Origin of the sequence: Rhodopseudomonas sp. BR0G17, assembly GCF_010907025.1 — a bacterium.
GTDB classification, from domain to species: Bacteria; Pseudomonadota; Alphaproteobacteria; order Rhizobiales; family Xanthobacteraceae; genus Rhodopseudomonas; species Rhodopseudomonas palustris_H.
Genome location: NZ_QUML01000026.1, coordinates 12,918 through 29,211 on the forward strand (window position 1 = coordinate 12,918; position 16,294 = coordinate 29,211).

15 protein-coding genes are annotated in these 16,294 nt (G+C 66.3%); 6 read left to right on the plus strand and 9 right to left on the minus strand.

Translation table 11 applies throughout. From position 1 onward, the window contains the following. Positions 1-53 precede the first annotated feature (53 nt). The 4 genes from DY467_RS18400 to DY467_RS18415 form a co-directional block, all read right to left on the minus strand. Positions 54-1,829: a B12-binding domain-containing radical SAM protein gene (locus tag DY467_RS18400; protein ID WP_164638073.1), complete on the minus strand. Its 1,776-nt coding sequence runs from the start codon at positions 1,827-1,829 to the stop codon at positions 54-56. 140 nt (positions 1,830-1,969) lie between these two features. After that, positions 1,970-2,380, minus strand: a complete 411-nt coding sequence (locus DY467_RS18405; protein ID WP_164638075.1) for a DUF1850 domain-containing protein — start codon at positions 2,378-2,380, stop codon at positions 1,970-1,972. Continuing rightward, the gene (locus tag DY467_RS18410) at positions 2,341-4,461 is read right to left on the minus strand and encodes a TRAP transporter permease (protein ID WP_164638077.1); all 2,121 of its coding nucleotides are present in this window, start codon (positions 4,459-4,461) and stop codon (positions 2,341-2,343) included. Before DY467_RS18410 ends, DY467_RS18405 begins: the two co-directional genes overlap by 40 nt. 150 nt (positions 4,462-4,611) lie before the next feature. Continuing rightward, positions 4,612-5,559, minus strand: a complete 948-nt coding sequence (locus DY467_RS18415; protein ID WP_107346073.1) for a TAXI family TRAP transporter solute-binding subunit — start codon at positions 5,557-5,559, stop codon at positions 4,612-4,614. A 155-nt stretch (positions 5,560-5,714) separates the two neighbouring features. On the opposite strand from DY467_RS18415, the gene DY467_RS18420 reads away from it, so the two are divergent. Continuing rightward, on the plus strand, positions 5,715-6,980 hold the full coding sequence (locus DY467_RS18420; protein WP_164638079.1) for an MFS transporter: 1,266 nt from the start codon (positions 5,715-5,717) through the stop codon (positions 6,978-6,980). Positions 6,981-6,998: 18 nt separating this feature from the next. Here DY467_RS18420 and DY467_RS18425 read toward each other — a convergent pair whose 3' ends face one another. Both DY467_RS18425 and DY467_RS18430 read right to left on the minus strand, forming a co-directional pair. Continuing rightward, the gene (locus DY467_RS18425) at positions 6,999-7,355 is read right to left on the minus strand and encodes a response regulator (RefSeq protein ID WP_349627658.1); all 357 of its coding nucleotides are present in this window, start codon (positions 7,353-7,355) and stop codon (positions 6,999-7,001) included. Between the two features lie 9 nt (positions 7,356-7,364). Next, the gene (locus tag DY467_RS18430; RefSeq protein ID WP_164638081.1) at positions 7,365-8,369 is read right to left on the minus strand and encodes an HWE histidine kinase domain-containing protein; all 1,005 of its coding nucleotides are present in this window, start codon (positions 8,367-8,369) and stop codon (positions 7,365-7,367) included. Positions 8,370-8,547: 178 nt separating this feature from the next. Here DY467_RS18430 and DY467_RS18435 point away from each other — a divergent pair, with 178 nt between their 5' ends. From DY467_RS18435 to DY467_RS18445, 3 genes are all read left to right on the plus strand, one after another. Then, positions 8,548-10,152 carry an alkaline phosphatase D family protein gene (locus tag DY467_RS18435; RefSeq protein WP_205502529.1) on the plus strand — a complete coding sequence of 535 codons (1,605 nt, stop codon included), beginning with the start codon at positions 8,548-8,550 and terminating at the stop codon, positions 10,150-10,152. 136 nt (positions 10,153-10,288) lie between these two features. Next, entirely contained in the window at positions 10,289-11,296 is a 1,008-nt protein-coding gene (locus DY467_RS18440; RefSeq protein ID WP_164638084.1) for a Bug family tripartite tricarboxylate transporter substrate binding protein, read from the plus strand. Between the two features lie 241 nt (positions 11,297-11,537). Beyond that, positions 11,538-12,752, plus strand: coding sequence for an EAL domain-containing response regulator (locus tag DY467_RS18445; RefSeq protein WP_164638086.1), 1,215 nt, complete (start codon positions 11,538-11,540; stop codon positions 12,750-12,752). Positions 12,753-12,765: 13 nt separating this feature from the next. Here DY467_RS18445 and DY467_RS18450 read toward each other — a convergent pair whose 3' ends face one another. Continuing rightward, positions 12,766-13,224, minus strand: coding sequence for a hypothetical protein (locus DY467_RS18450; protein ID WP_246701578.1), 459 nt, complete (start codon positions 13,222-13,224; stop codon positions 12,766-12,768). A gap of 273 nt (positions 13,225-13,497) precedes the next feature. Here DY467_RS18450 and DY467_RS18455 point away from each other — a divergent pair, with 273 nt between their 5' ends. After that, positions 13,498-13,797 carry a hypothetical protein gene (locus tag DY467_RS18455; protein WP_164638088.1) on the plus strand — a complete coding sequence of 100 codons (300 nt, stop codon included), beginning with the start codon at positions 13,498-13,500 and terminating at the stop codon, positions 13,795-13,797. A 19-nt stretch (positions 13,798-13,816) separates the two neighbouring features. Here DY467_RS18455 and DY467_RS18460 read toward each other — a convergent pair whose 3' ends face one another. Further along, a complete protein-coding gene (locus tag DY467_RS18460) occupies positions 13,817-15,028 on the minus strand; it encodes a hypothetical protein (protein ID WP_107346080.1) in 1,212 nt (403 codons plus the stop codon). Positions 15,029-15,159: 131 nt separating this feature from the next. Beyond that, positions 15,160-15,786 (minus strand): NUDIX hydrolase, encoded by a 627-nt coding sequence (locus tag DY467_RS18465; protein ID WP_164638090.1) that lies wholly within the window; start codon positions 15,784-15,786, stop codon positions 15,160-15,162. A gap of 79 nt (positions 15,787-15,865) precedes the next feature. Here DY467_RS18465 and DY467_RS18470 point away from each other — a divergent pair, with 79 nt between their 5' ends. After that, positions 15,866-16,291: a PaaI family thioesterase gene (locus DY467_RS18470; protein ID WP_104512854.1), complete on the plus strand. Its 426-nt coding sequence runs from the start codon at positions 15,866-15,868 to the stop codon at positions 16,289-16,291. Positions 16,292-16,294: the final 3 nt, after the last annotated feature.

Sequence of the window (16,294 nt, forward strand, 5' to 3'; positions counted from 1 at the left end):
GGGCCTACTCCGCCCTCGCCGTCGGGCAACTCGGCACCCGCGACGAGGGCTGATTACGGCGTCCCGTGCGTGAGATCAAACACCTTCTTCTGGTGGGCGACGGCCTGCTTGGCACTGGCGCTCTGGGTGAAGAGGTCGAGCGAATCCGCATCGTCGTCCGACACCGGCGTCAGTGCTTGATCGGTGTAGGCCAGTCGCTGCGGATCGCGCGCGACGCGGATGCCGATCGCTGCGACTTTGGCGAACGCAGCCAGAATGGCGCCAGTCTTACGTACGCTATCGAGCGCAAAGCGCGGCCAGAACAGCAGCGCGTTCGGCGCGGCGAGGCCGGGCCGCCGCTCCGACGGGTGCCGCTGCCGGAACAGGCCGCATTGCAGCGGATGTACATTCTCGACCCGGATCGCGGTGGAGAAGATCGCCAGCAACTTGACCAGGCTGCTGATCTTGATCCCGGTCGCTGCCGCGCGGCGGAGCAGCGTCTCGATGTGGTCGGGCGTGTAGTAGCGGCTCCACGCCTCGCGATAGATCGCTTCCCATTCGGACCGCGACATCAACGGGTGCGCGGTGCAGACGTGTTCGACGTCGTAGTTGTTGAGATCCGGGTCCATCGCAACGCCGGCGCGCCACAGCGTCTGGTGATCCTCCGACCCCGGCAGCGGCGTCAGGCAGAAAAACTCCATGACGTCGATCGGCAGTTCGCGCTTGATGATATCGATGTCGGTACGGATCGATTCCGGCGTATCGGCCGGGAAGCCCAGGATGTAACCCGCCAGCGTGATGATGCCGTGGTCCTTCCAGGCCAGCAGCATCGCGCGATATTCGGTGATCTTGTTCTGCCGCTTGTTGGCGGTGAGCAGATTGGCCGGATTGATATTCTCCAGCCCGATGAATACCCGCGTCACGCCGGCGCGCTTGGCCTTCTCGATGAAGCGCGGAATCTTGTGACACAGGGTGTCGACTTGGATCATGAAACCGAGTGGGATGTCTTCGGTCTCGCGGATCTGGATCAGGCGATCGAGGATCGCCTCCCAGTCCTTGTTGCGGGCGAAGTTGTCGTCGGTGATGAAGTACTTGCTGATGCCCTGCGCCCAGTTCCGGCGCACCATCGCCTCGATATCATCGGGCGTGCGGTAGCGCGACTTGCGGCCCTGCACGTTGATGATGGTGCAGAACGAGCATTGATACGGACAGCCGCGCCCGGCATCGACGCTGGTCGACAGGCCGAGCGTCCGCTTCACGGTGGCGAGCGGCAGATACGGCGCCGGCACGCCCTCGATCCCGGGCAGGTCGTTGAGGAAGTTATACACCGGCTGCAGTTGCCCGGCCGCGGCATCCTGCAGCACGCCATCGAACCGGCCGCCCTCGGCTTCGCCGGCGAACATCGCCACGCCCATGTCGCGGCAGTCGTCGAGGCCGATCGCCTTGCCGTCGAGCATCGCAAGACAACCGGAGACGTGAAACCCGCCCATCACCACCGGCACGCCACTTTCCCGGAACGGCCGGGCGATATCGAGCGCGCGTGGATATTGGTTGGACTGCACCCCGACCAGCCCCACCAGGCCGAAATTGCCGTTGCGGGCGAAGCGCTCGAGCAGCGCCGGAATATCGATCCGGGTATTGAACTCGTCCATCGCCTCGATCTCGAACTCGACGTCGGCACCGAGCACCTGGCGCGCGGCGACGTCGGCGGCGATGCCGTAGAGCGTGGCGAGTGAGTTCGAGGGAATGATCCCGCGCCACCAGCGCAGGACGTAACCGTCATCGTCGTAATGTGACGGTTTGATCAGCAACAGAATAAATTTCCGCTTCGCGTGCGCGACCGGCTGCATTAGCGACACCTCTCCGGCCGAACGCCCGTCGAGCGAACGATCTGTATTGCGGCGCAGTGTGCCTGTGCTTCGGCGGTGGCCGCAAGCGATTAATCGGCATCAAGAGGGCGATATTCAACCGGCAGCAATGCGCTGAGAGGCTAATCCGGGCAGCTGCTGAGCGTGGTCGGCTGCGCGCCGATGGGGTGGCCAACGATCTCGGACAGGCTGCGGCAGTTCCCTTCGCTGCACAGCCACCATTCACCCGCGAGGCCGGAATTGCCGAGCACGACCTCGCGCAGCGGCGGCCGATGCGGCTGCCATTGAAACCAGCCGTCGACCAGCCGCGCCTCGGGAGCCGGCTCCATGCCGGCACCGCTGCCTTTGACGCGGGCGGTGATCAGTTCGAGGCCCTGCGGCGTCACCCGCCAGTCCTCCTGCCATTCGGTCTTTTCGATCGAATGCGTCCAGGTCAACGTGAAGGCGGCGACCGCCAGCGTCTTGATGACGCCGGCGGACGCGACGCACAGGCTCACGCCGCAGCCACCGCGCGACGCGGACGCTGCCGCCATTGCCACGCCACCACCAGCGCGGCGACGGTGAAGCCGACATAGTCGCTGTAGGGAAATTCCCCGAGCAGACAGATGCTGGCCGCGAAGGCGACGAGGCGTTCGATCACCGTCATTCGCGTGAACAGGAAGCCGATCGACACCATGCCGAACAGGCCGATCGCGATCAGCGCCTTGAAGGTGGCGTAGGCGACCGCGCCGTAAAAACCGAGTTCGGCCGCCATCGGATCGCCCGGCTGCAGCATCAAGGCCGGAGAATAGACCGCGATGAACGGGATGACATAGCCGGCGAGCGCGATCCGCATCGCCTCCCAGCCGATCTTGTCGGGGTTCTCGCGAGCGATCGGGGCCGCCGCCAGCGCCGCTAGCGCCACCGGCGGCGACAGGTCGGCCATGATGCCGTAGTAGAACGCGAACATGTGGCTGACGATCAGCGGCACGCCGAGATTGGCCAGCGCCGGCGCCGCCAGTGCCGCGGTGATGATGTAGGTCGGGATCGTCGGGATGCCGGTGCCGAGCAGGATCGACAGCAGCATCGTCATCACCAGCGCCAGGAACAGGCTGTGCTCGCCGAGCCCGATCACCCAGGTGCCGAAGACGGTGCCGACGCCGGTCTGGGTCATCATGCCAATGATGGTGCCGACGATCGCGCAGGCCATGCCGACGGTGAGCGCCGACTTGGCGCTGTCGGCGAGCGAATCCCGGCAGGCGCGCAGCGTGGCGCGGCCGCCGCGGGTGATCGCGGCGATCGCCACCAGCGCGGCGACGATGATCACGATCCGCATGATGTCGAGGCCGTTATGCGAGGCCGCGCCGACCACCAGCGCCAGCCCGATCCAGAACACGTAGCGCAGCACGGTGTTGGAGAAACCGTGCACGATCGAAGCGCCGAGGATCAGCGCCACCGTCAGCGCCAAGCCCATCGAGCCGGCGTAGAGCGGCGTGAAGCCTTCGAACAGCATGAACACCAGCGCCGCCAGCGGCAGGATCAGGTACCAGCGATCGACCGCGGCGCGCCACGCGCTCGGGATCTCGGACTTCTTCATCCCGACCAGGCCGTGCTTGCCGGCTTCGAGATGCACCATCCAGAACGCGCTAGCGAAATACAGGATCGCCGGGATCACCGCGGCCTTGACGATCACCGCGTAGTCGACGCCGAGCGTCTCGGCCATGATGAACGCCACTGCGCCCATCACCGGCGGCATGATCTGGCCGCCCATCGAGGCGGTGGCTTCGACGCCGGCCGCAAAGGCTCGGCGGTAGCCGAACTTGATCATCAGCGGAATGGTGAACTGGCCGACGGTGACGACGTTGGCGACGCCGGAGCCGGAGATCGTGCCCATCATGCCCGAGGCGAACACCGCGACCTTGGCCGGACCGCCGCGGCTGCGGCCGAACAGGCCGAGCGACACGTCGGTGAACAGCTGGATCATGCCGGCGCGTTCGAGGAACGAGCCGAACAGGATGAACAGGAAGATGTAGGTCGCCGACACGTAGATCGGCACGCCGTAGAAACCTTCGGTGCCGAACGACAGATGGGTGACGACCTGATCGAAATCGTAGCCGCGGTGATTGAACGGCGCCGGCAGATACTGCCCGAAGAACCAGTACAGCAGACACACGCCGCACATGATCGGCAGCGCCGGCCCCATCAGCCGCCGGGTGCCCTCGAAGATCAGCACCGCCAGCAGCGTGCCGACCGCGAGATCGAGGTGGGTCGGATCGCCGTCGCGCTGGATCAGGTCGGCATAGAAGATCCACTGATACAGGCCGCAGAAGAACCCGGCCGCACCGATCAGCCAGGCCACCGCGCGGCCGAAATCGGTGCGCGCGGTGAAGTTACCGATCAACCCGAAGGTCAGCAGCAGCAGGAAGCCGACATGGACGCCGCGCACCACCTGGCTCGGCAGGATGTTCCAGGCCGCGATGACGAGCTGGAAGCTGGCGAAGGCGATCGCCACCGCATAGGCGAGATGGCGCCAGCCGCGCGGCCCGAACCCGGCCGGAAAGCCGTGCTCGAAATTGTCGAACTCGACATGGACCGGCGCTGGCGTCGGCTCGACCGCAACCTCAGGCTTCAACATCGATGACCGTTCCCGCCGCGTGGTTTGTTGTGTGGCTTGTTATCTCATTGTCATGGCCGGGCTTGACCCGGCCATCCATCTTCTTCGGAAGCGATGGATGCGCGGGTCAAGCCCGCGCATGACGATATCGCGCGAGGTTGGACCGCGCGCTTACTTCAGCACGCCCTTTTCCTTGAAATACTTGATCGCGCCGGGGTGCAGCGGGACCGGGCTGTCGGCGGCGGCGGTTTCGAGCTTGATGCCCTTGCCGGCGGCGTGGGCGCTGGCGAGTTCGGGCAGCGATTCGTAGACCAGCTTGGTCATCTGATAGGCGAGATCATCAGACACCGCGCTCGAGGTCACCAGATAGTTGACCACCGCGGCGGTCGGCACGTCCTTGTCCTGCCCCTTATAGGTGCCGGCCGGGATCGTCTCGGCGACGAACGGCGGGCCGATCTTGGCGATCACTTCCTTCGGCACCGCCACGACGTTGATGTCGGACGAATTCGACAGGTCCTTTAGCGAGGCGACGCCGAGGCCGGCCGACTGCAGCGTGGCGGCGAGCTGGCGGTTCTTCATCAGGTCGACGGATTCGGCGAACGGCAGATACTCGACCTTGCCGAGATCCTTGTAGTCCATGCCGGCGGCCTTCAGGATCGCGCGCGAATTCAGCTCGGTGCCGGATTTCGGCGCGCCGACCGACAGGCTCTTGCCCTTCAGGTCGGCCAGCGTCTTGATGCCGCTTTCGGAGGTGGCGACGATCTGGATGTAGTTCGGATAGATCGCGCCGATCACCCGCAGCTTGTCGAGCTTGGCCTTGAAGCCGGCCTCGGCGTCGCCGTCCCAGGCGGCTTTCAGCGAGTCGCCCAGCGAGAACGCGATCTCGCCGCGGCCCTGCTGCAGCAAATTGAGGTTCTCGACCGACGCCTTGGTGGCCTGCACCTGAGCTTTGACGTTGGGGATCTTCTCGCCGTAAATCTTGGCAATCGCGACGCCGAGCGGATAGTAGACGCCGGAGGTGCCGCCGGTCAGCACGTTGACGAACTGCTGAGCGCGGGCTTGCGGCGCCGCCAGGACAATGACCGCAGCCGCGGCGACACCAAACAATCTGGCCTTCATGAACAGTTTTCTCCCTTAAGTTGTTGCTTGGAAAACTGACCGGCCGAACCGCCGCGGTCAACCCGTCAAATCGGCGGTCCTGGCCAAGGGACGCGGAACCCGATGGTGGCGGCGCGGATTGTACTTTCCCGTTCAATGCAGCCGACGAGGTTCGCGTGCCGCCCAGCCCTCCCCAGCCCCTGGCGCGGCCGCTCGACGCGCTGAACTTCTTCCTCGCGGACGTGCGCGACGGCCTCGGCCCGTATCTGGCGATCTATCTGCTGGCGGTGCAGAACTGGAACGAGGCGTCGATCGGCCTGGTGATGTCGATCGCCGCGGCGGCCGGCATCGCCGCCCAGACCCCGGCCGGAGCATTGATCGACCGCTCCACCGCCAAGCGCGCGCTGATCGTGGCCGCAGCGCTGGTTGTGACCGCGGCATCGGTGGTGCTGCCGTGGCTGGACAGTTTCGCCCTGGTGGCGGCAACCCAGGCGCTGGCGGCTGCGGCCGGCGCGATCTTCGCGCCCGCGGTGGCGGCGCTGACGCTCGGCATCGTCGGACCGCGCGCCTTCGCCCGCAGGACCGGACGCAACGAAGCCTTCAACCACGCCGGCAACGCTGTGGCGGCGATGCTCGCCGGCGCGTTCGCCTATGGGTTCGGCCCCGGCGTGGTGTTCTGGCTGATGGCCGCGATGGCGCTCGCCAGCATCGTCGCGACGCTGTCGATCCCGGCCGCGGCGATCGACGATCACGTCGCACGAGGCTTGGGCGACGATCACGAGCCGGGCGCGCATCACGATCAGCCGTCCGGCTTCAAGGTGCTGCTGACTTGCCGGCCGCTGTTGATCTTCGCCGGCGCCACCGTGCTGTTTCACTTCGCCAATGCGGCGATGCTGCCGCTGGTCGGACAGAAACTGGCGCTGGTGAACAAGAACCTCGGCACCACGCTGATGTCGGTGTGCATCGTCGCCGCGCAGGTGGTGATGGTGCCGGTGGCGGCGCTGGTCGGCCACAAGGCCGACGTCTGGGGCCGCAAGCCGATCTTCGCGGTTGCGCTCGCCGTGCTGGCGTTGCGCGGCGCACTGTATCCGCTGTCCGACAATCCGTATTGGCTGGTCGGAGTGCAACTGCTCGACGGCGTCGGCGCCGGCATCTTCGGCGCGCTGTTTCCGCTGGTGGTGGCCGACCTCACCCACGGCACCGGGCATTTCAACATCAGCCAGGGGGCGATCGCGACCGCGGCAGGCCTCGGCGCCGCGCTGTCGACAGGCTTCGCCGGACTGATCGTGGTCAGCGCCGGCTACAGCGCCGCGTTCCTTGCACTGGCCGGCATCGCCGCCGCGGCGCTGGTACTGTTCCTGCTGCTGATGCCGGAGACACGGCAACAGCAGCAGGCGACGACGCCTGCCGCAGCGCCGGACGCGGTGTCATCCACCGTCTAAGTCTAGCTGGCGGAGACGTCAGCTCTCGGTAAGCTGCTTCAAGATCGTCAGCAGCCGTCGTTCGGCGGCCGGTTTACCGACATTCGGCACGCCGGCCAGTACGTCACCGCCATGGCTCTCGGGCTTGTCATAGGCGCTGGCCACCGCAAACGGCACGTTCTGCGCCTTTAGTCGTTCCGCCACCGGCGTCACCAGCTCCTTGCCGAGATTGACGTCGAGCATTGCCACCGAGGGCAGCTCGGCATCGAGCAAACGAAGTGCATCTTGCACGGTCGCGACCGGTCCGATGATCCTCCAGCCATCGCCTTCGACCATCCTAACCAGATCCATCGCGATCAAGAATTCGTCTTCGACGATCAGAACCGTCTTCTGCACGATGCACTTTCAACTCGGGAGCGATTCACTCCTCAGAGGGATGATGATCTCAGCCCGTAAACCCTCGACGGCGTAATCGAGTTCCGAACGTCCGCCGAGGCTGTAGCTTGTCACCGAGCGGATCAGCTCCGTGCCGTAACCAGTGCTGGCCGGCGGCGTGACCGCCGGGCCACCAGTTTCAACCCAGCTCAGCCGCAGTTCTTGCTTGCCGGCGTCGACCGCCCAGGTCACCCGCACCTGTCCGCCCGGCGCCGACAGGGCGCCGTATTTGGCGGCGTTAGTCGCGAGCTCATGCAGGACGAGGCTGAGCGAGCCAAGCGAGCGCGGCGCGAGCACCACCGCGGGCCCGGACTCGATCGCAATCACCGCCGGGCCCCCCTTGTAGGGCGCCAGGATTCGCTGCAGCAGTTTGAGCAGCGCGGTCTCGTCCTGGGTGACGAACGCCAGGTCTTCGGCCTCCATCAAGGCGCCGAAGCGGCCGAGGAAGTCGTCCCTGTATTGCTTGGCGGTCCGCCCGTCCGTCGTGGTCTGCCGCGCCAGCGACTGCACCACGCCGAACAGATTTTTCATTCGGTGCCGCATCTCGCCGAGCAGCAAATCCTTGGCGGCGTCACGCCGGAACCGGTCGGTGGCATCGACGATCGACAGCAGCATCGAATGGCTGGCGTTGTCGGGATGCACCAGCGTGCGCGCGGTCAGCAGCATCGTCCGCGGCCCCAGGCCCGGGAAGACGTGATCGACCTGGTAGTTGATCACCGCCGTCGCCTTGGGAATGACCTCGAGCAGCAGCCGGCGCAGCTCGGGGATGTCCCATTGGCCGTTGCCGAGTTCGAACAGCGGCTGGCCGATCGTCTCGTAGCGATCGACCTTGAAGGTTTCGAAAAACGCGCGGCTGGCATTCTGCACGGTCAGATTGGCGTCCAGGACCAGCATCGGATCGGCGACCGTATCGACGATGCCTTGCGCCTGAACGTGGCTGGTGCGCAGCAGCCGATAAAGATCTTCCATATTCATGCTGACCAAACCTGAGACACGACCGCGAAAAGCTATAGAGAAACCCGCCCGGTCACAATCCGGGAACCCGGATGATGTTGAACGTGATACGGCAGTTTGGTGTCGAGAGAGTTTCATCCGGCGCTGCTAGGCTGCGTCGAACCGCAGCCCGCAAGACGCCCTCGCAAGAGTACCACCGATGCCGCCTGATCATTTTGACCCGTTCGCACTCGACCGCCGCACCGTGCTGCGCGGTGCGCTCGGCGCCGGGCTGATCGGCATCGTACCGGCGAGTGCCGGCGCAGCCGCGCCGGCGTCATTCTCCACCGATCCGTTCACGCTCGGCATCGCGTCCGGTGATCCGGCGCCGGACGGTTTCGTGCTGTGGACGCGGCTGGCGCCGGAACCGCTGAAGGCCCGAGGCGGAATGAGCGCCCAGCCGGTCGAGGTGACGGTGGAGATCGCCGACGATCCGGCGATGACCCGGATCCTGCGCAGCGAGCGCACCACCGCCTATCTCGAACTGGCGCATTCGGTGCACGTCGAGGTCGAAGGCCTGGCGCCGGGACGCGACTACTTCTATCGCTTCCGCGCCGGCGGCGCCGAAAGCCCGATCGGCCGCGCCCGCACCTTACCGGCGCCGGATGCGACGCTGCAGCAGCTCCGCTTTGCTTCGGCCGGCTGCCAGCGCTGGGAGGGCGGCTACTATGCGGCGTGGCGCGCGATCGCCGAGGAGCAACTCGATTTCGTGTTCCACTACGGCGACTACATCTACGAATACGGCTTTGCGGCCACCGACAAGAATGACGCGCCGTGGCCACGCACCATGCCGAAGGACTTTTCGACCTGCTACACGCTGACCGACTACCGCCGCCGCTACGCGCTGTATAAATCCGATCCCGATCTGAAGGCCGCTCACGCGTCCTGCCCGTTCCTGATCAGCTTCGACGACCACGAGATCGCCAACAACTGGGCGAGCGAAAGCGATCCAAAGCAGACGCCGCCGGAGGCGTTCCTGTTTCGCCGGGCGATGGCGCTGCAGGCCTGGTACGAGCACATGCCGGTGCGCCGGACGCAGCGGCCGCGCGGACCGGACGTGCAGGCGTACCGAGGCTTTCGCTTCGGCAAACTGGCGGACATCGCGGTGCTCGACACCCGGCAATATCGATCGCGCCAGCCCTGCGGCGACGGCTTCCTGGCGGGCTGCACCGAGGCCGACGCGCCGGACCGCACCATGCTCGGCGCCGCGCAGGAGCAATGGCTCGCGACGCGGCTGAAGCAGGGCGACGCGACCTGGCGGGTGCTGGCGCAGCAGGTGCTGTTTGCGCCGTTCGACTGGCGCGGCTTTCCCAAGATCGAGGACAAAGGCGAGCCGGTGTTCGATGTCGACACCTGGAACGGCGCCACCGCGGCGCGCGACCGGCTGATCGCGATGCTCGATGAAGCGAAGGTCACCAACGCCGTGGTGCTCAGCGGTGACCTGCACCGGGCGCTGGCGCTCGAACTGCATCGCGACGCCCGCAATCCCAACTCGCCATGCGTCGGCGTCGAGTTTCTGTCGACCTCGATCTCATCGGTCGGCGGCGCACCACCGGACGACGCGACGATGGCCACCATGCATCGCAACAATCCGCAGCTGAAGTTCTTCAGCGACCAGCGCGGCTACACGCGGCACACCGTGACGCCGCAGCAATGGCTGGCGGACTTCCGCGCGATCGACAGCATCGCCGTACCCGGACACCCCGCAACAACGATCCGCTCGCTCGTCGTCGAAGCCGGCCGCCCCGGACTCATCACTCGCTAACGACGATCGTAGGAGACCGCGCCGCCGCGTGTGGCCGCGCTGGTCCTCGCCGAATCGCGCGCGTAGGATCATGCTGGCCGCTCAACGTAGCCGGCCGCGCTGCCCGCAGCGCGGGGACAATGCTCCAAGGGATGAGATGATCGAACCCCTCTATCCGCGATCGCGTATCAGCCGGCGCAGCGTTCTGCGCGGAGCTGCCGTGATCGCCACCCTGCCGCTGCTGCCACGCCGGGCGCGCGCAGCGGATTGGCCGACCCGGCAGGTGACGCTGGTGGTACCGTTCACCGCCGGCGGCACCACCGACATGCTGGCGCGGTTGATCGCTACCCGTCTCTCGGAGCATTACGGCCAGGCATTCGTGATCGACAACCGCGGCGGCGAGAGCGGCAATATCGCCGCCTCCTACGTCGCCAAGGTGCCGGCGGACGGCTACACCTTCATCGTCGGCACGCCCGGCATCCACGCCACCAATCGCCTCGTGTATCGGACCATGGGGTACGATCCGCGCACCGACTTCACACCGGTGATCGTGATTGCCCGCGTACCGAACCTGTTGTCGGTGACCAAGTCGCTGCCGGTGACCAGCGTCACCGAACTGATCAGCTACGCACGGCAGCGCCCACGCGAATTGTTCTACGGCGTCTCGGCGCTCGGCTCGACCGGGCACCTGTCGACCGAACTGTTCAAGACGATGACCGGCGTCGAGATCACCGCGGTGCCGTACAAGGGATCGGCGCCGATGCTGCGCGATCTTGCCGAAGGCCGCGTGCATCTCACCATCGACAATCTGCCGGCGTCCAAACCGCTGCTCGAGGCCGGCGAGATTCGTCCGCTCGCGGTGACCACCGCCAAGCGCTGGCCGCCGCTGTCGCATCTGCCGACCATCGCGGAAGCCGGCGTGCCGGGCTACGAGACCGCCTCCTGGTTCACCATCGGGGCGCCGCGCGGCACCCCGGCGGAAATCATCACCAGCCTCAACGCTACGGTTGCGGCCTTCCTCGCGAGCGACAGCGGAACGGCGAAACTTCGCGACATCGGCGCCGACCCGGGCGGTGGATCGCCCGAGGATATGCAGCGTCACGTCGAGGCCGAAATCGCGCGCTGGGAGAAAGTGGCGAAGACCGCCGGAATTGCGCCGCTATAGCTACGTCGCACTCATTGCAGCCTGTGCAAATTTGATCTTCGACGAAGGCGTGAGGCGTCGTGATTGCACCCGACGCGTGACACCTAAACCCATTACATCGTGCGCGTTTCAAAAGATCGCATTTGAATCATAGGCATCCATTTAACCCTACCCGGGACTTAGTGTGGGTTTCGGTTTAATTCCACATTTTGAACTCTCTCCAACCCCTAAAGTTTGGCGCGTTATTTCGGGGGGTGGACCAATGAGAGCAACGACGGAAGCGGAAGTGTGCGTACCTGCAGGCGGTTTCGGCCGCCGCAAGGTGGCGCCGCGCGCCTGTGTCGTCGATCGCAAGCCGCACTTGCGCGCTTTTTTGGCCGACGCGCTGGAGGAGTTCCGATTCGTGACGGGGGAATGCGCCGGCGCGCTGGAACTGCCGGCGCGGCTCGCCGAACATCAGCCCGACCTGCTGGTGATCGGTTCGAGCGTCGACGGCGTCGAAGCGGAGGCGATTCTCGATACGCTCGCGGCGACCTGTTTTACCGGCAGCGTGCTGACGATCGCGCCGCGCGAGACCATCATGTCGGACGCGATCCGCCAGCACGGCGCCGCGCGCGGCTTGCGGATGCTACCACCGTTGGCAACGCCGTTCAGCGTCCACACGCTGAGTCTCAGCCTCGCGCCGCTGCTGCCGCAGGAGCCGGCTCCCGAGCCGGAGATCGACGTCGCCGAGGCGCTGAAGGCCGGCTGGCTGGAGCTGTGGTATCAGCGCTGTGTCGACGCGCATTCGCTGACGCCGCAGGGCGCCGAGGCGCTGCTGCGGATGCGGCATCCGAGCTGGGGCGTGGTCTCGCCGTCGGCGTTTATGCCCGACGGCAACGATCCGCATTTCCGCGCGCTGTCGGAGTTCGTGGTGAAACGCGCGATCGCCGACTGGCACTATCTGCTCGACCATCAGGGCCCGATCGATCTGTCGATCAACCTGCCGGTCAGCTTCCTCGGCAATGAGCGCGCGCTCGACGACCTCTCAGCCTGGGTGCCGCAGCATCCGGCGTTCGGCGGGCTGATCATCGAGATCGACGCCGTCGAGATCGTCGACCATCTGGACGAAATGGCCGAGATCGGCCGGCGGCTGCGGCTGCGCAACGTCGCGATCGCGATCGACAAGGTCGGCGCGGACTGGCCGGCGCTGATGCACCTCGACACCTTTCCGTTCGTCGAACTGAAGGTCGACCGCTCGTTCGTCACCGGCTGCGCCGACGACAGGCTGAAGCGCACGGTGTGTAAGCGAATCGTCGAGCTCGCCGGTGACTACGGCGCGCGCTGCACCGCGACCGGTATCGAGACCCGCGCCGACTTCCAGGCCGCGCACGAGCTCGGCTTCGACAAGATGCAGGGCTATCTGTTCGGCAAGCCGATGGGCCTGAAGAAATTCGCCCGCGCTGCACACGCGCGTCCGGTGGCGATACAGGACTGAGCGCGTTCACGCGTCAGTCGAACGTCATCTCCTGGCACTTGGAGACGTCATCGCCGAGGCCCGACGCGATGGTGACGCAGCCGCGGACGCGGCGCTGCTTGGTATCGGCGGCCCACACCACATAGCCGCCGGCGCCGAAGAACGCGTTGGTGTTGGCCGGCTCGGTCTCGGCGCCGTCGAACTGATAGTCGCCATCGGCGTCGAAGATCCGCGGCCGGCGGAAGCAGCCGCCGTCGGTCTGAACGTTGATCACTTCCTTGTTGTCGCGCGTCATCGCCAGGCTGACGGCGCAGCGGAAATATTCCGAGGTCTTGGTGTTGAACAGATATGCGTAGGACCGACAGGTGGCGGTGACCAGCTTGCCCGGGCTCAGGCCGCGGCTGCAGGAGATGCGTTGATTGTTGCTGAGCCGGTATTCGTCGGCGGCGGCCGGCGCTGCTGCGACCAACGAAGCCAATCCGGCGATCAGCATCGCGCCGATCGAAAGGCCCTGCATCTGCATCGTCGTCCTCCCGCTGCGATCGTCGCGCGTGAACGGCGACTCGGTGGCCGAACCATAGCGGCGCCCAGACATGGGTAAAATCACAAAGTCGAACCAAACGGCGCTGACATCCGACCGACATCAGCATGCGGCATTGTTGACCGCAACTGATCGTTCGTGATTTGTTCAGAGACGGCCGCGCGGCGCGATGGTCGACCGACTCGGTTGGTCACGGCCCGGCATGCTCTGTTTGGAGCCTCAGCGATGACCGCGTTTCGCACCACCCTGCTGATCACCGCGAGCCTTGCGGCGCTGACCTCGGTCGCTCACGCCGACGCCGGCGAGCCGTGGGTGCTGGCACCGGACAAGGGCTACGGCTACACCCGCGACGGCAAGACGCTGACCTACAAGATGGGCACCAGCAACGCCAAGGAGCTGTTCAAAGGCGCCAGGAAGGTGCCGCGCGAGACGCTGTTCTTCGTCGGCGCCAACGGCCAACTTTACATGCGCTCAGGGCCGTTCCTCGAAGGCGACGGCAACTTCAAGTTCGGCGCCGATCAGTAGCGCCGAACCCGATCGCGCTTCAGCGCTGCGCGCTGGTCTCGAACGCGGCGAACAGCTCGCGTGCGCCCGGATTGTTGCTGTTGGCGTCCATCCGCGCGTCGGTGACGGCGAGCAGCTTCGCCACGGTGTTGTGGCGGATCGCCACCGGATTGCGCTCATAGCCGGAGCGCTGGAAGAAGTTCGAGGTCGGCACCACCTCGCGCATCTCCTGCGGCATCGTCACCATGTCGAGGCCGGTGCTGTCGCCGGTGAGATTCATCATCTCGAGCTCGGCGGCGGTGAGCCGCTCCGGGTAACCCTTGCGCTGCGCGAACACCACCGAGGTCAGCAGCTTGTGGGTCTGCAGCAGCGGGCCGACATCGATGTCGAGCACCAGCGCATGCACGCCCCAGCCCTGCGGGGTGCGGCCGAGTTTCTCGTGCTCGCTCCAATTGCCCGGGATCGAGCGCGCGAACGCCACCATGCGCTTCACCACCGCGATCTTGCGGTCGAGCGCCTGCCGCCGCGGCCCCGACAGCGTCGCAGCCTTCTCGCTGAGCGACTTGATGATCTGATTGCCCTGCTCGGCCAGCAGCACCAAGGTGTTGGTGGTGAGCAGCTGATTGTAGCCGATCGCGGTCGAGATCGGCCGCGAGCCGGGCCGCGTCTTGCTGAGCCCCGACTGCATGTCGTGATCGCCGTTGCCGCCGGTCTCGAACGCATAGACCCGCACCGCCTGATCGCGGGTCAGACCGGCTTCGCGGGCGGCACGCGCATAAGCGCGCTTGAACTCGACCTCGCTCGACGGACGCTGCGGCGTGAACTGATAGTATTCGGCGGCGGCGCGGACGAAGTCGGCGACCACCGGCAGCGACTTGCGCTCGCGCGGCGGTTCGGTCGACGGCTCCGGATCGATCGGCCGCTTCGGCCCGGTATAGACCGGCGGCTGCACCAGCACGTAGTCGTCCATCGTGATCTGCTCGCCGGTGCGGCGCTTGGCATTGCGGATGCGCCGTCGCTCGGCGATCGCATCCCAATAGGCGCCGGCGTCGCGTTCGAATTCGGCGCGCGCGGCCTGATACTGCTGCAGCCGGTAGCGATATTCGGCGATCGCCTGCGGCGAGGCAGCTTGCGCCATCGCGTTCGCCACCGAAGACGGCAGCGGCGCCGCGGTCTGGGCGAGCGCGTGGGATCCAAAAGCGAGCAGCGCAACCGGCGCGAGCCGGGCGAGATGGATGATCGAATGAGCCATGCCGCATCCTCGCCCGATAGGGTGAATGAACCGTTGCCCCACAGCTTGCGCCGGGCATCACAAGCTGTGAACCCGGCGATTGTTTGTTTCAGAAGACCGTTCCGCATTCGTGCGACAGCGCACGGCGCTGGCTACTTCCAGGCGAACACCGGCTGTTCGAGATCGGCGACGCGGGTGACGCGGCCGGCCAGCACTTCGCGAAACTGATAGATCAGCGCCGCGGTCGGTGCGTGGATGAAGTCGTCTTCGTAGCGGAACCGAACCACGCGGCGGTCGCTCTCCGGGATCGAGGTGAAGTCGAACACATCCGGCGGCGCGATCTCGCCGAGGCCGACGTGGTGCACCGAGGCGACTTCGTCCGGGTTCGGCGCCAGCGGCCCCGCCGCCGCGGCCCACGCCACCACCGGGGTCACGAGGTAGCCGGACCGGGTCGGATAGTCGTCGAGGATGCCGAGCACGTCGCCGGCGTGAAGCGCGAGGCCGAGCTCCTCGTGCAATTCCCGCAGCGCGGTTTCAGGCGCGGTCTCTCCGGCGTCACAGCGGCCGCCGGGCAGCGCCCATTGATAGGCGTGGGAGCGCAGCCGCGGCGAGCGCCGCGTCAGCAGGAACGCCGCGCTGCCGTCCTCCGCCGCGACCAGCGCGATCGCCACCGCGGCGCGTTTCAGTCCGGCCGGCGACAGGCCGTCATCGTGGCGCGGAAAAGCCGCGCAGCGCGCGGCGATCAGGGCTCGGGTGGCATCATCGTGCGCGTGGCTCATCTGTCTTGACTACACTGCGCGCCTGAACGAGGAAACCGTTGCCGCCGCGCAACGCCATGCGGAGACGGAGACGCGATCGATGACCGAGACCACCACTGCCCGCAGCATGAAGGCCGACGGCTGGAGCGTGATCCACGACGACGGCTTCATCGATCTGGTCGGGCCGCTGTGGCACCGCTGCGTCGACGGCACCAACGAATACGCGATCGCGACCGCGGCCAAGCACCGCAACAAGCGCGGCCTGGTGCAGGGCGGGCTGATGATGACGCTGGCGGACCGCACCTCGGGCATCGCGGCGCGCGATCAGTCCGGCGCGCCGCATCTGGCCACGGTGCAAATGGACACCCATTTCGTCGACGCCGCCGAGATCGGCGACCTGCTGATCTCGCGGCCACGGGTGGTGCGGACCACGCGCAGCCTGATCTTCACCTCGACCGAAGTCAGCGTCGACCGCCGCTGCATCATCCTGGCGCACGGCGTGTTCAAGATCGTGCGGCCGCGCTGACGG